Raw genomic sequence first — 14,366 nt, forward strand, 5'->3', positions numbered from 1 at the left:
CGATATTGGAGTCACACTGCCCAATAGTACTCATCGCTATATAATAAAATTAGAGGAATTGAAGGTATTTTGTCGAACGATTATAGCATAAAGAGTTGGGGGGCTGCAGAAAAGATGTTACCTGAAACTATTTTCAATAATATTTCCGATTTTATATATGCTATAGATAAACACTGGAAATTTATTTATGTTAACAAGTCTGCAGCTACTGCATTTTCTAAGGTTACGGATCAGAACATCTTAGGGAAATCTTATTGGGACATATTCCCGCAAAAGGATGACCTTTACTCTTTGAAGTTTTCTGAAGCAAATCTTTTGCAAAAACCTTTGCAATTTGAAGCATTATCTATTTTAACAGAGGGATGGGTCTCAGTTAATGTTTATCCATCCTCAGAAGGCCTTACAATTTATTTTAAAGATATTGATGAACAAAAGAAATTAGAGAAGTTTTTGGAAGATGAACGAAAACGTCTTTATGTTTTATTAGACGGGTTACCTGGTTTGGTTTATGTTCGAGCAAGCGATGGCAACGTAATTTATGCTAACCGTAAATTTAAAGACATGCATGGAGAACCAAATGATCAGAAGTGTTATAAAATACTCTTCAATCAAGATGCACCTTGTAGCAATTGCCGTACGAAACTTACACAACCTATTTCTCAGCATGAGATTTCAAGGCAATGGCAAACTGTTCTAAAAGATACAATTTATGAAGTGTTTGAACACCCATATCAAGATTCAGATGGTCAACAATTGTTTCTCATGCAATTGCTGGATATTACCAAAAGTAAAGTTGCTGAAGAGGAAATTGTCCGACTAGAGCGATTAAATCTTGTAGGACAGTTGGCGGCGAGTATTGCCCATGAAGTTCGTAACCCGATGACCACAGTACGAGGCTTTTTACAGATCCTTAAAAGCAGAAATACCATACACGAAAACGAAGAGTATTTCGATTTGATGATTAGCGAATTAGATCGAGCGAATAATATTCTAACTGAATTCTTGTCCATAGCTAAAACAAATTCAAATACAAAAATAAAAAAAGAATTATATACTAGGGTAAAACTAAACAAATTAGTCAACTTTTTGTACCCTTTAATACTTGCTGATGCTACGAACCAAGATAAACAAGTTGTATTAGTAGCTGAAGAAGTGGCTGAACTAGCAATGAGCGAAAGAGAGATTCGACAATTAATCTTGAACCTCACAAGAAATGGACTTGAGGCGATGCCTTCAAGGGGTGTACTGACAATAATGACGTATATGGAAGCCGACAATATTGTCCTTGCGGTTGAGGACCAAGGGATAGGAATTAGTGAAGATAATATTGGGAGATTAGGCACACCGTTTCTGACCACCAAGGAGGGGGGGACAGGATTGGGCTTAACAACGTGTTACAGTATCGCAGAAAGACATAATGCGAAGATAAATGTAGAATCTTCCTCTTCGGGTACGGTTTTTATTGTTAGGTTTAAGCCTAATTAGGATGTGATTATTCGAAAATCCACTTGATCCTGTCTTTTGCTTTATGGGTACCAACGTCAAAGGGCGAAATTGCCATATTTCGACAAATGACTACCTAATTATGGATAATTTATTCTTGCCATTTCATCTAAAAAGCAATAAGATTCTCTTGGGAATGACATTTCAGGAGGAATCCATGTGGAAAAGAAACTTTTAAAAAGAATAGAAGGACTACGTAAGAAACTCAATAAATTCGGTTATACTCATAATCTTATTGATGACGAAGTGGTTGAAGTGAGTCAGCAGTTGGATTGTTTGCTCAACCAATACTACAGAATTAGTACTTATCAACAGCTTAGTTTTTGGTAATAATCAGAAATATAGTAAAAAGGGACACCACAAGAAGTCTTCTTGCAGGTGTCCCTAACCTTTTTACCCTAAAGTTTCCACAGTGGGGAGTTTTCTGACGATCGCGTGTTCTTTGATTAATCTTTCTACGATGCATTAATAAGAATTACAATTCCAATAATAACTGCATCGCTAATCTCTCCGATAAACCCTGAAATGAGGGCAGCACCAATTAAGATATAGATCATGGTATTGTTTAATTGAGAGAAAAAAATTCTAAGTAAGGCTTTAGGCTTTTTATTGCTAACTCATTTGCACCATATTTTTCTCGTCTTTGAACTATTTCATGTTCAGATAAACCGGTTGTTGAGGTTACTTCCAATTCCTTTAGTACTGCTTCAGTGCTTTTCTTGGACCACATAATATCACCTCTTCATTAATTATTGCAGAAACACATATATATTATTGTTTCTAAGATGTGCGTTTATTCTTTGGAGGGATTATAATAGGTACATGGCATAGGAGGGTAAACGTTATATGAATTATATTGTGTTTGATTTGGAGTTTAATATGTTCTTTAAATTTAAAGAGGGTGATTTAGCTAATCCGGAGCTAAAAAACGAGATTATCCAGATTGGAGCAGTCAAATTAAATGAGGCCTTGGAGATCGTTAGTAGCTTCGATTTAATCATAAAACCTGTAATATATCGAAGAATGAATCCCTATGTAAAGCGGAAGACGAATATAAATACAAGCAGGGTTGTCCAAGGGACTCCTTTTATTAAAGCGATTGAGAGCTTTCATGCATGGGCCGGAGATGATTCTGTATTATGTTCTTGGGGACACGATGATATTTTGGCCTTGAGAGATAATTGCCTATTTTTCGGGTTTGACGCTATACTCTTTGACAAGTTCATAAATATTCAACAAATTTACATGAATATTGGGACACTAGCTAAACAACCAAGTTTAGAAAGTGCAGTAGAAAGTCTGGAAATTGAAATAAGCACACCTTTTCATGATGCCTTAAGTGACGCAACCTATACTGCTAATATTTTCAGGAAGATTTACGACCCTTCTTGTAATGGAATTGTGAATTGGGAAAGAGCCCAAAAAGAAAATGAAGAAAAGATAGAAATGCTCAAAAAATATATAGAGAAAGTCGATATACACTGTCCGCAGTGTAACGAATATGTGCAAAAAAATACGGAAGTTACTAAATCAAAAAAGTATTTTGCTTTTGGTTATTGTCCCGATTGTATGCTTCAGATAAGACATGTTTCGAGAATCACACACAGAGACGGTGAATACAGTATTGTTTCGAACAATACTATTTATAAAACAGATGAGGCAGAAGCTACAGCAAATATAACACAGGAATTGGCAAATATTAAAATTGAAAGATAGCTACATTTGGCTATCTTTTTATAAATAACTCTTGTCAAACACAAGTCTATTGGTTATACTATGCCTAGAAAACTTAAAATTACAGGTGCCTCATGAAAGAGGAGAATAGGGAAGTCGGTGTGAGTCCGGCGCGGTCCCGCCACTGTAAACGGGGAGCAAGAAGTATGAACCACGGGGTAATTCCCGGAAGGTGCTTCAGACGTGTTGATCCGTAAGCCAGGATACCTGCCTGTAGTTAAGCCAAGCCTACCTTGTCGAAGAACCAAGTGTAGTGTGGATGAGATTATGGAAAAGTCTCTAGTCACTTTGTGATTAGAGACTTTTTTTATTTTTTTTATCGCTGCCAAAGTGTTTTGCAAGGTAATCACGCCAAACACAGAGAGGAGAGTTTATGGTGTTGTCTTTAATGGAAATGGCTCAAAAGGGTCAGGAAATCCCGTTGTTTACCCTAATAGCCCAAAATGAACAGATGAATGTCCAACTTCTAATGGAACAGGTCGCTAACGGTCGGATTGTTATTCCCTATAACAGTCATCACCAGCCCAAAAGACCCCAAGGGTTTGGTCTGGGCTTAAGTACCAAGGTGAGTGCCAGCATTGGCTTAGCAGCAGACGAGGACAGCCTAACGGATGAATTATTTAAAGTAGATGAGGCAATCCGAGCAGGAACAAATGCCATTATGGATTTGAGTACAGCTGGCAATATGGATGAGGCCAGGCAGGCTATTATAAAACGAGTACCGTTGCCCTTGGGTACACTCCCCGTTTATCAGGCCTTTGCTGAAGCTGTACATACTAAGGGCTCAGCATTGGCACTTGAGCCAGAAGACTTTTTCAAGGTTATGGAACGCCAAGCTGCCGATGGAGTGGATTTTATGGCTTTGCATAGCGCCCTACACTCAGGATTATTTAAAACGGCTAAGGAAGATCGACGAGTACTCAATCTAGTAAGCCGAGGTGGGTCCTTATTGATGGGCTGGATGCTTTTTCATAACAAGGAAAACTTTTTGTATACGATGTTCGACCGCGTCCTGGAAATTGCTAAAAAGTACGAAGTTACCTTAAGTTTAGCTGATGGTATGCGACCGGGTGCAGGTGCCGATTCATTATGTCGTTCCCAGGTCGAAGAACTCGTTGTATTGGGTGAGTTGGTAAAGCGTAGTAGACAAGCAGGGGTGCAAATCATGATTAAGGGACCTGGTCACACTCCACCCCAGCAAATTGCGACAACCGTTCAATTAGAAAAACAAGTGTGTGAAGGTGCTCCTTACTTTGTTTTCGGACCAGTGTCGACGGATGTTGCCCCAGGCTATGACGAAATTACGGCTGCGATTGGTGGAGCGATGGCCGGCGCTGCTGGTGCAGATATTCTCTGTTACGTCACACCGGCTGAACATATAGCTTACCCCAATGCGCAGGATGTTTATCGCGGGGTAGTTGCAGCACGAATCGCTGCTCATGTGGCTGATCTGGCTAAAGGTTACCCCGGGGCGGACAGTTGGGACCTCCAAATGAGTCAAGCACGACGGGAACAGAATGTTGAGGCCCAGAAAACGTTAGCTTTAGATCAAGAAAGACTTACAGATTTTCACTCCAGCGAAAAACCATTCTGCCAGAAATGTGAAAAAGGTTGTGCCATGGCTGTGGCTGGAGAATTTTTTCTGGAACTCCCGTGGGAGTGCTGACAGAGGTCAGAAATCAGAGGCCGGAGGTCGGAATGCTATGTGAACAACACGAGCATCGCGCCCAAGGACAGGACGAGATGCATCGTGCATTAAAAATATAAAATTAAGAATGGAGAGATTAAAATGACACAACTTATTAAAGCAAGACAAGGTATTATTACACCTGAGGTAGAAAGATTAGCAAAAGTAGAAGGATTAACATCAGATGAGTTATGTGCGAAGGTAGCTTCAGGCCGAGTCGTGATCATGAAGAACAAACAACACAAGAATTGTATCGCGATCGCGGTAGGAGAAGGGCTTCGCACCAAAGTAAATGCCAACATCGGAACGTCGCCAGACTGTGTGGACTTTGCGGATGAGCTTCATAAAATCAACGTTGCTGTAGCGGCGGGTGCTGATACAATCATGGAATTAAGTATTGGCGGAGATGTTGATGCTTTCCACCATCAGGTGCTCGAAAAATTCACATTACCGATCGGTTCTGTGCCGAGCTATCAAGGAGGTATGGAAAGCATTGCTAAGCATGGAAGTGTTGTCGGTATGAAGGCTGATGATATGTTCGAAATGATTGAACGCCAGGCGAAGCGGGGCATCGACTTTATGGCTATTCATGCTGCTTTAAACATGTCAATCATTGAACGATTAAAAAATCAAGGGCGAATCACGGACATTGTGAGTCGTGGAGGAGCCTTTTTAACAGGCTGGATGTTCCACAACGAACAAGAGAATCCTCTCTATGCTCAATTTGATCGTGTGCTTGAAATTTGTAAAAGATATGATGTAACTCTCAGTATTGGGGATGCCATACGACCTGGGTGTATCGAAGATTCTCTGGATCGTGCCCAAGTCCAAGGTTTGATTGTGGCTGGAGAACTGGTGCAACGCGCCCTAGAAGCTGGAGTGCAAGTCATGGTAGAGGGACCAGGTCACGTACCATTAGATCAAATCCCAGCAACGATCTTGCTTCAAAAACAACTTTGTCACCATGTTCCGTACTATATACTTGGCAATTTGGTCACGGATATTGCAGCGGGCTATGACCATATCGCAGGAGCAATCGGGGCTACGACTGCTGCTATATCAGGAGCAGACTTCATTTGCTATGTTACTCCTGCGGAGCATCTTAGGTTGCCAACCGCAGAAGATGTCCACGCAGGAGTTATAGCTACGCGCATTGCCACGCATGCTGCGGATATAGTGACTGGGGTTAAGGGCGCACGGGAATGGGATTTAGCTATGGCTCATGCTCGTAAAGCCCTAGATTGGGAAAAACAAATTGAATTGTCAATTGATCCTCCAACAGCTCGCCGGATACGAGGAGAGCGTAACGAAGAGGGAGCAGAAGCCTGTTCGATGTGTGGTGGGTTCTGTGCGATGAAATTAGTCGGGGAACATCTTGGAAAAACCGGCGGAAGTTGTTAACAGTATTCAAGGAGGGTGAGTTAAATGAGCCAAATTGGGGTCATCATGGGAAGTGATTCAGATTATGGAGTTATGGGGGAAGCGCTAGAAGTTCTTCGTCAATTTGAAGTGTCTTTTGAAGTGATCATTTCATCCCCTCAGAGGACCTTGAAACGAACTGTCGATTGGGTGAAAAGTTTCGAAGCTCAAGGTGGAAACCTCATTATCGCGGCGGCAGGTTTAGCCGCTCATTTGCCAGGAGTTGTAGCAGGGGCAACAATTTTGCCGGTGATTGGTGTTCCGCTGAGTAGTGGTGCCTTGGAAGGAATTGATGCCCTTTACTCTATCGTACAAATGCCCCCAGGAATTCCTGTTGGGACCGTAGGCATTGGGGCTGCACGGAATGCAGCATTACTAGCGGTACAGATTTTAGCTAGTCAAGATAAAGCATTGTGTATAAAGGTTAAAGATTATCGAACTCAGATGCTGAAAGATATTGAGGCAAAGGATGAAGCGTTGCAGAAGAGGTTAAGTTAAGTGAATTGATTTTAGAACTCAATGGAAATCCTGTAGGAGGAGATAAATGATGTGGCACAATCCCGAGGATGTCGGCCCTCAGTACTTGGAAGATTTGGCAACAGGGTACTGGTTTTCTGAGGTGCTGTTTACAGCCATTGAACTAGACGTCTTTACTTTGCTGGAGTCTGAAGGCATGACGACTACAGAAATTGCCGGAGTACTGGATATGCCTACGTCGGGTCTGGGGCGATTTCTTCAGGCCCTTTGCGCTATAGGGCTTGTGGTTAATGATGGCGAACGTTACTATAACACCAAACTTGCCAGTGATTATATCGTCCTAGGTAAAAGTAATTACCAAGGAGATTCGATCCTCTGGCGCAAAGGCCTTAAGTCTGAGTGGCAGAACCTTACCGAGTGTCTTAGGGCCGGAGGCAGAGTGAATTTTCCCGTGGAAAATGAGGGGCCAGAGCAATTTGCCCGGCGGATTCGCAAGTATATCGATGCTATGGATAATATTGCTAGAACTAAAGTGGCGGAGATTCTGCCCTTTTTTGAGGGACTTGAGTTGAATGGGAAAATTCTCGATATTGGGACAGGTTCTGGGGCGATAGCCAGTGGTTTTTTGGAGAGATTTCCTTCGCTATCGGCAACCGTAGTGGACATCCAAGAAGTCCTCAACTATACACGGGAGTTGATGAATAAGAAGGGGTTTGGACAACGGGTTTCTTATGTACCAGCAAATATTTTGGAACCTTGGCCCGTAGCTAAGGGAGGGTTTGACCTCGTCATTCTCTCAAATATTATCCATGCCTATTCAGAAGAAGAAATTCCTCTGATCTTAGACCGAGCTGCCAATTGTCTTAAATCCGGAGGATTCCTTATCATCCATGATTTCTTCCCAGAGCACTTTACTGCCAAGGCTGCTCTGCTAGATCTCAATATGTTTATCAATACCTACAATGGCAGAATCTTTTCCGGGATATGGGTTCGAGAACAATTAGCCATGTCAAAACTTTACACAACCGAGCTCATCCCTTTAGCTACGGACACGGCGCTTATTTTCGCAGCGAAAGACGAGACGTTGCTGGCCAATCTCCGCTTAGATGAAAGAATCCGTCTGATAGCTAGGATTAAGGGCATGGGATTTGAGCGAGTTCTTCCCATTGACAAGGAAACCATCCATGTTGCTGACTGGACAGATCTCCGTTGTCAGTATGGTTGTGATCGGTACGGGCAAGGCCATTGCCCACCCAATAGTCCAACTCCCGAAAAAACGAGAAACGTTCTACGAGACTTTTCACACGCTCTACTGATTGAGGGGGAACCTCCAGGAAAAATGTTTCAGAGCCGAGTTTTGGCCGCCGAAAGAGAAGCCTTTTTAGTGGGCTTTCATAAAGCGTTTGCTTATTGGGCTGGCCCATGCGTGCTTTGTAATCCTTGCGCTTTAGGCGTTAATGACGGGACGTGTCGCAATACAAGGGATGCTAGACCCTCTATGGAGGGAGCAGGCATCGATGTCTATGAAACCGTCAAAAGGGCAGGACTTGATCTTAAGATTTTGCGCAATAAGGGTGAGTTTGTAAGATATTTTGCCCTGTTGCTATTGGAGTGAATTAATGTGCGTGTTCTGATGGTCCAAACCCCTTCAGTAGAAGACCTCTCTCAGGAAAGAGTCTATCCGATTGGGATTGTCCTTTTGGCCAGCTACCTTCAAAGGTATGGTCATGAGGTGAGTATCTTGGACATGAACTTGGAAAGAGATCCTTACGGAGCGTTAAAAGAAAAACTACTAGAGTTCCAACCTGAGGCTATAGGGTTATCTCTACGTAATATTGACCCGCTGGGCAATAAAACCAGTTCACTTATTTCCCCCTTTATTGTCACGGTTCGGTTGATTGCCGCAGTTCTGCCGCAAGCTTGGCTGATTGTAGGTGGTACTGGGTTTTCCCTTTTTCCAGAACGCCTAATGTTGGAGATTTCAGAATTAGATTACGGTATTATCGGAGAAGCAGAAGTAACCTTTCCTGCTCTGCTCCGGTCCATAGACAGTCCACCCTCTTTGCCTGGGCTCTGCTGGCGGGAGGGTTCGAGGGTGAGGATTACCCCTCCGTACACAGATTTCAATATGGTGGAATATGTCCCTGCTAATAGGCTTTTACTGGACCCTGTGCTTTATAAAGGGATTAACAACTACGTTCCCACTATTGGAATTGAAGCTAAACGAGGATGTGCCCTTAACTGTGCTTATTGCGTCTATCCGCAACTTCAAGGGAAGAGATTGCGGTGCCGCCCAGCCTCGGCAGTTGTGGATGAAATGGAAAGCCTATACAAGGATTATGGGATTGAGAGTTTTCATTTTACCGACCCTGTACTTAACGTTCCCCGCGGTCATCTCGAGGGGATTTGCGAGGAAATATTGCGTCGAAAGCTGAAGGTTCGGTGGGACGGGTTCATGCGGGAAGACCAGCTTAATGAAAAGAATGTCGCCCTATTTGAACGGGCCGGGTGTGAATGTTTTTCCTTCTCGCCTGACGGTCTGTGCCAAGAATCCCTGGATATTCTACAAAAAAATCTCAGTGAGGCTCAGATACTAAGAGCAGCAAATCTCGTCTCTCAAACGGACGTGGTCAGTGTCTATCATTTCATGGTCAATGTACCCGGAGAGACGGTAGTGACCTGTGAAAAAAGTATTCAATTTGTCGAACGACTTTATGAAGTTCACAACAAGAAAAAGAATTTAGGAACCATCATACTCAACAATATTCGCATTCTACCAGGCACTGCGATCGAAGGGATGGCTAGGGCAGGAGGAGTAATCGGCTTAGAGACTGATCTGCTCTATCCGACGTATTACAATCCTAAACCGTTCAATACTTTCAGATACAAGCTGGAAACACTGCAACAGTGCAGAAATGTATTCATGTGGCAGGGTGTCAACTATCCCACGGAGTGAAGCTGAGGGCTTGTGAAGGCGTGGTTGAGTAGTGAGGAGGTAAAAAATGAAGATACTTTTATTGGAGCACCCACGAATGGTTTGTCCGGAACGATGTAATGACATCGCTAACACTCCACTTTCTTCGTGCTTACATTCAGGTTATATCGCCGGCATGCTCATAAGAGAAGGACATGAAGTCGAAATCATAGAAGGCTTCTTAGAGGGACTCGACTACCCAGAAATTGAGCGCAGGGTACAAGAAATGCAACCAGATATACTGGGAGTACATATGGTCTACCATTGGCAGACTGACACGGCCCTGTACGATTTTCTCCACAAGGTTAAAGTTGAGAAGTACTCATCCTATATCACTGCATACGGGTATTATCCGACCACTGACTTTGAAGAAATTTTAAAACAATGCCCAGCTATTGATTCTGTGATTTTGGGCGAACCAGAACTAACCTTTGCTAAGGTGCCAGAAGCTTTAACCAGAGAATTTACAAAAAAATACATTTACCAAGAGAGTCTAAAAGACCTTTCCGGTCTTGCTCAGAGGGATGAATCGGGTAGGATCGTTTTCCAGCGTCGCGAACTTGTGAGAGACTTGAACGATCTGCCTTTTCCGGTGAGAACGGAAGCGCTGTTCCGACTGCCGGAGGTAAACCTACAGGGGAGTAGGGGTTGCTATGGCGGATGTACTTTTTGCTATATCAATCCTTTTTATGGACAGGGCTCTCAGTGGCGTGGGCGAACTCCGGAAAATATCATAGAGGAAATCGATGATTTAATTAGGAAACATAATATCAAAGATTTCTATTTTACTGATCCCAATTTTTTTGGACCAGGCGAAAGGGGTCAGCAACGAGCCTTGCGTTTGGCTACTCTGCTTAAAGCTAAGAACATTCGGTTTGGCATTGAGGCCCGAGTTAATGATATTCATGACGAAACCGTAAGTGCCTTGGTTGAAGCAGGCCTACGTCATATTCTTATAGGGCTGGAGAGCGGCAGTGATCGTTCCCTGAAGCGGATAAATAAGATGACGACGGTTGCCCAGAACGAGAGGGCTATTAGAATTCTCCGTAAACACGGAATCGAACCTAATATTGGGTTTATCATGTTTGAACCCGACTCATCCTTGGAGGATATCCGAGTCAACTTTGAATTTCTAAAGCGTAATGACCTAATGAGAAATCTAGCTATTACGGCAAACATGCTCTACCATCACTTGATTGTTTTAAAAGGAACAAAAGCTCATCGAGATCTACAGGAGGCAGGGCGTCTTGAGGTTCAAGCATCATCGTATGAAAGTATGGTGACCCTTACTGATCCTAAAGTAGCGAACTTGGCCATGATCATGAGGAGAATTACTAACTTTCTCTTCGACTGTATGGCTGGAATTTGGGGTGGGAAGGTTCCGGAACCCGAAAATGCCCAAGAAAGGTATTCGAAAATTAATGCATTGTTAGTCAAATTATTTGAAAATGGTTTAATGACGTTGGAGTCTGGGGAACAATTTACAGAGGTGCAGATTGAGACTTTGGTTAAGACAACCGAAATAGAGATAACAGGAATTTTAAAATTAGAAGAAACCGATGACCAGTATTACTAAGTTTTGACGAAATCGAACAAAAGGGGTAAATAGAAGGGGAACTTCCAGCCTAATGGGAGTTCCCTTTTTCGTATAAAATATTCTGTGTTTAAACTTTCAGGTACTCATTCCGAAGTGACAAGCATAGTTTATTTACAAGGTATTAACTGGAGGTGGATAATCTTGGAGACTTATTTTCATAATGATCCCCGAATTAGAAAATGGATTAATCAGATCATTGAAAGAATCTTCACGGTCTGCATATTAACGGGAGTAGATTCAGATGAAGAATTTCAAAAGGGTTGTCAAATCGTCATGAAACTTACATCATTATTACAAGATATCCCAACTGTACCATCAGAATTCTTAGCGGATGGAGTTAAACAACTCCTTGAACAACAGCTTCCGGATGCCCGGGTTATTAATAACTTTCCTGTATTCCAAGATATCATGGACAGAATGTTACGCGAGGGAATATTGAAAGCCACTGATACCCTAAAGAAAGAGAATTTCCATAGTATTTCTGATACTATAAACACTGAAGATATTAACCTCGAACCTCATGATGTCTACACCGACAGCCCTTTGGAAGTATCCTACTCAGATATACAGTATACAAAAGTACAAGCAAGAGTAGATGCGCAGGCACTAGCGGAGGCTCTTGCCCAGGCCGAAACACATAGAGTAGATGCGCAGGCGCTCGCGGAGGCTCTTGCCCAGGCCGAAACACAAGCAAGGGCAGATGCGCAGGCACTAGCGGAGGCTCTTGCCCAGGCCGAAACACAAGCAAGGGCAGATGCGCAGGCACTAGCGGAGGCTCTTGCCCAAGCCGAAACACAGGCTAGAGTAAATGCGCAAGCACATGCGGAGGCTCTTGCCCAAGCGGAAACACAAGCAAGAGTAGATGCGCAGGCACTAGCGGAGGCTCTTGCCCAAGCCGAAACACAGGCTAGAGTAAATTCGCAAGCACATGCGGAGGCTCTTGCCCAAGCGGAAATACAAGCAAGAGCAGATGCACAGGCACTAGCGGAGGCTCTTGCCCAAGCCGAAACACAGGCTAGAGTAAATTCGCAAGCACATGCGGAGGCTCTTGCCCAAGCGGAAATACAAGCAAGAGCAGATGCACAGGCACTAGCGGAGGCTCTTGCCCAGGCCGAAACACAAGCAAGGGCAGATGCGCAGGCACTAGCGGAGGCTCTTGCCCAAGCCGAAACACAGGCTAGAGTAAATGCGCAAGCACATGCGGAGGCTCTTGCCCAAGCGGAAACACAAGCAAGAGTAGATGCGCAGGCGCTCGCAGAGGCTCTTGCCCAAGTCGAAACACATAGAGCAGATGCACAGGCACTAGCGGAGGCTCTTGCCCAAGCAGAAATACAAGCAAGAGCAGATGCTGAGGCACACGCGGAGGCTCTTGCTCAAGCGGAAACACAGGCTAGAGTAAATGCGCAAGCACATGCGGAGGCTCTTGCCCAAGCGGAAATACAAGCAAGAGCAGATGCACAGGCACTAGCGGAGGCTCTTGCCCAGGCCGAAACACAAGCAAGGGCAGATGCGCAGGCACTAGCGGAGGCTCTTGCCCAAGCCGAAACACAGGCTAGAGTAAATGCGCAAGCACATGCGGAGGCTCTTGCCCAAGCGGAAACACAAGCAAGAGTGGATGCGCAGGCGCTCGCAGAGGCTCTTGCCCAAGTCGAAACACATAGAGCAGATGCACAGGCACTAGCAGAGGCTCTTGCCCAAGCGGAAATACAAGCAAGAGTAGATGTACAGGCGCTCGTAGAGGCTCTTGCCCAAGTCGAAACACATAGAGCAGATGCGCAGGCGCTCGCGGAGGCTCTTGCCCAAGCGGAAACACAAGCAAGGGCAGATGTGCAGGCACACGCGGAGGCTCTTGCCCAGGCCGAAACACAAGCAAGGGCAGATGCGCAGGCACTAGCAGAGGCTCTTGCTCAAGCGGAAACACAAGCAAGAGCAGATGCTGAGGCGCTTACTAATGCGCTGGCTCAAGTTAACGCTCTTACCAACGCGGAAAAACAAGCAAAAGCTGACTCGTTGGCGATTGCTGATGCACTTGCCCAAGTTGACACGAAGTTAGAGGCTATAATTAAGATAGATCGCTTAGAACACGCACCTAAGGCAAATAATACTACTAAGACTGGACCTGAGCTTGAACCAATTGCACTAATAAAGGTCCCTGCTTTATTAACATCTATTAACTCTAAAATCTCTCAAGTATTCAGCACTTCTCTTGTTCCTCATCAGGCGGATCTTCTTAGAAAGGTTCTAAACAATATCTTTCCAAAAGGTATTGTTTATTGGAACAAAAAAATAATGGGTCAGACATTTCTGGCCCAAGTAGAAGATATTTTGATTTGCCTTCAAGACCCAGAGCATCCGTGTAATCTTAAAAAGTTTAATAAGGATGGCTGGAAGGTCTTAGTTTGCAGTGATGAAGATCTAACATTCCCTCGCAGATTGGAAAGAGAAATTAGACAAATCCAGCGTTCTGGAAAGATGTCCGCAACTGTATAACATTACTTCTTGGTATCTTCGTGAAAGCACTTCAGAGAGAATTTAAAGTGCTTTCGAATATGTTAAGTAACATGGAATTTTAGACAGAATTGCGGTTAGAGTCGACATACGTTTGAAACTAAAGCCACATGGTGGATATTAATTCTAGCATGCGGCTTTAGTTGTTGAAGTCGTTCTTTTTTTGCTGGAGTATTAGATTTTGTTGCAAAAGCCGTATAAGAACTAATATTTAATACTAAGCAATACTGTTGATGATACTACAGGTATTAATAACAGTATTGAAGATTTACCCTTCATTTGTAAGCCTCCTTGTATAATGAACCACTTTTTATGTGTAAAGTAATGACAGAGCCAGAGTTACCTTTGATACTAGTGAACTTGATCATATTGAAATAATTCGCCAGTAGTGTCATAATTTGAGTTCATCAAAGAAATCTAAAACGCCTTTAAAAAAGAATGGCGAGTCCATATCTCATTCAGGAAGG

Annotated in this window: 11 protein-coding genes and 1 riboswitch; of the genes, 10 read left to right on the forward strand and 1 reads right to left on the reverse strand. The window is 43.5% G+C overall.

What is annotated here, in order from left to right:
* Positions 1–114 precede the first annotated feature (114 nt).
* On the forward strand, positions 115–1,485 hold the full coding sequence (locus tag E4K67_RS10290; RefSeq protein ID WP_135546309.1) for an ATP-binding protein: 1,371 nt from the start codon (positions 115–117) through the stop codon (positions 1,483–1,485).
* Positions 1,486–1,662: 177 nt separating this feature from the next.
* Positions 1,663–1,833, forward strand: a complete 171-nt coding sequence (locus E4K67_RS10295; RefSeq protein ID WP_135546310.1) for an aspartyl-phosphate phosphatase Spo0E family protein — start codon at positions 1,663–1,665, stop codon at positions 1,831–1,833.
* Positions 1,834–2,068: 235 nt separating this feature from the next.
* On the opposite strand, the gene E4K67_RS10305 is transcribed toward E4K67_RS10295, so the two are convergent.
* A complete protein-coding gene (locus E4K67_RS10305; protein WP_135546311.1) occupies positions 2,069–2,233 on the reverse strand; it encodes a cation-transporting P-type ATPase in 165 nt (54 codons plus the stop codon).
* Positions 2,234–2,349: 116 nt separating this feature from the next.
* Between E4K67_RS10305 and E4K67_RS10310 the strand changes: the two genes are divergently transcribed.
* The 8 genes from E4K67_RS10310 (at position 2,350) to E4K67_RS10345 (ending at position 13,881) form a co-directional block, all read left to right on the forward strand.
* Positions 2,350–3,219, forward strand: coding sequence for a 3'-5' exonuclease (locus E4K67_RS10310; RefSeq protein WP_135546312.1), 870 nt, complete (start codon positions 2,350–2,352; stop codon positions 3,217–3,219).
* A gap of 66 nt (positions 3,220–3,285) precedes the next feature.
* Positions 3,286–3,466: riboswitch (cobalamin riboswitch) on the forward strand.
* Positions 3,467–3,616: 150 nt separating this feature from the next.
* Positions 3,617–4,903: a phosphomethylpyrimidine synthase ThiC gene (thiC, locus tag E4K67_RS10315; protein WP_135546930.1), complete on the forward strand. Its 1,287-nt coding sequence runs from the start codon at positions 3,617–3,619 to the stop codon at positions 4,901–4,903.
* A 123-nt stretch (positions 4,904–5,026) separates the two neighbouring features.
* On the forward strand, positions 5,027–6,325 hold the full coding sequence (bzaB, locus tag E4K67_RS10320; protein ID WP_135546313.1) for a B12 lower ligand biosynthesis ThiC-like protein BzaB: 1,299 nt from the start codon (positions 5,027–5,029) through the stop codon (positions 6,323–6,325).
* A gap of 24 nt (positions 6,326–6,349) precedes the next feature.
* Positions 6,350–6,841 carry a 5-(carboxyamino)imidazole ribonucleotide mutase gene (purE, locus tag E4K67_RS10325; RefSeq protein ID WP_135546314.1) on the forward strand — a complete coding sequence of 164 codons (492 nt, stop codon included), beginning with the start codon at positions 6,350–6,352 and terminating at the stop codon, positions 6,839–6,841.
* A 46-nt stretch (positions 6,842–6,887) separates the two neighbouring features.
* Complete coding sequence (locus E4K67_RS10330; protein WP_243454409.1) at positions 6,888–8,435, forward strand: DUF2284 domain-containing protein; 1,548 nt, start codon at positions 6,888–6,890, stop codon at positions 8,433–8,435.
* A gap of 6 nt (positions 8,436–8,441) precedes the next feature.
* The gene (gene bzaD / locus E4K67_RS10335) at positions 8,442–9,776 is read left to right on the forward strand and encodes a B12 lower ligand biosynthesis radical SAM protein BzaD (protein WP_135546315.1); all 1,335 of its coding nucleotides are present in this window, start codon (positions 8,442–8,444) and stop codon (positions 9,774–9,776) included.
* A 46-nt stretch (positions 9,777–9,822) separates the two neighbouring features.
* On the forward strand, positions 9,823–11,370 hold the full coding sequence (locus tag E4K67_RS10340; protein WP_135546316.1) for a B12-binding domain-containing radical SAM protein: 1,548 nt from the start codon (positions 9,823–9,825) through the stop codon (positions 11,368–11,370).
* A 162-nt stretch (positions 11,371–11,532) separates the two neighbouring features.
* Entirely contained in the window at positions 11,533–13,881 is a 2,349-nt protein-coding gene (locus E4K67_RS10345) for a coiled-coil domain-containing protein (RefSeq protein ID WP_135546317.1), read from the forward strand.
* Positions 13,882–14,366: the final 485 nt, after the last annotated feature.

Source organism: Desulfosporosinus fructosivorans, from assembly GCF_004766045.1.
GTDB lineage: Bacteria > Bacillota > Desulfitobacteriia > Desulfitobacteriales > Desulfitobacteriaceae > Desulfosporosinus > Desulfosporosinus fructosivorans.

Coding starts and splice junctions, on each gene's coding strand:
- E4K67_RS10290 (WP_135546309.1), top strand. CDS start 115: ATGTTACCTGAAACTATTTTCAATAATATTTCCGATTTTATATATGCT.
- E4K67_RS10305 (WP_135546311.1), bottom strand. CDS start 2,233: ATGTGGTCCAAGAAAAGCACTGAAGCAGTACTAAAGGAATTGGAAGTA.
- E4K67_RS10310 (WP_135546312.1), top strand. CDS start 2,350: ATGAATTATATTGTGTTTGATTTGGAGTTTAATATGTTCTTTAAATTT.
- bzaB (WP_135546313.1), top strand. CDS start 5,027: ATGACACAACTTATTAAAGCAAGACAAGGTATTATTACACCTGAGGTA.
- purE (WP_135546314.1), top strand. CDS start 6,350: ATGAGCCAAATTGGGGTCATCATGGGAAGTGATTCAGATTATGGAGTT.
- E4K67_RS10330 (WP_243454409.1), top strand. CDS start 6,888: ATGATGTGGCACAATCCCGAGGATGTCGGCCCTCAGTACTTGGAAGAT.
- E4K67_RS10340 (WP_135546316.1), top strand. CDS start 9,823: ATGAAGATACTTTTATTGGAGCACCCACGAATGGTTTGTCCGGAACGA.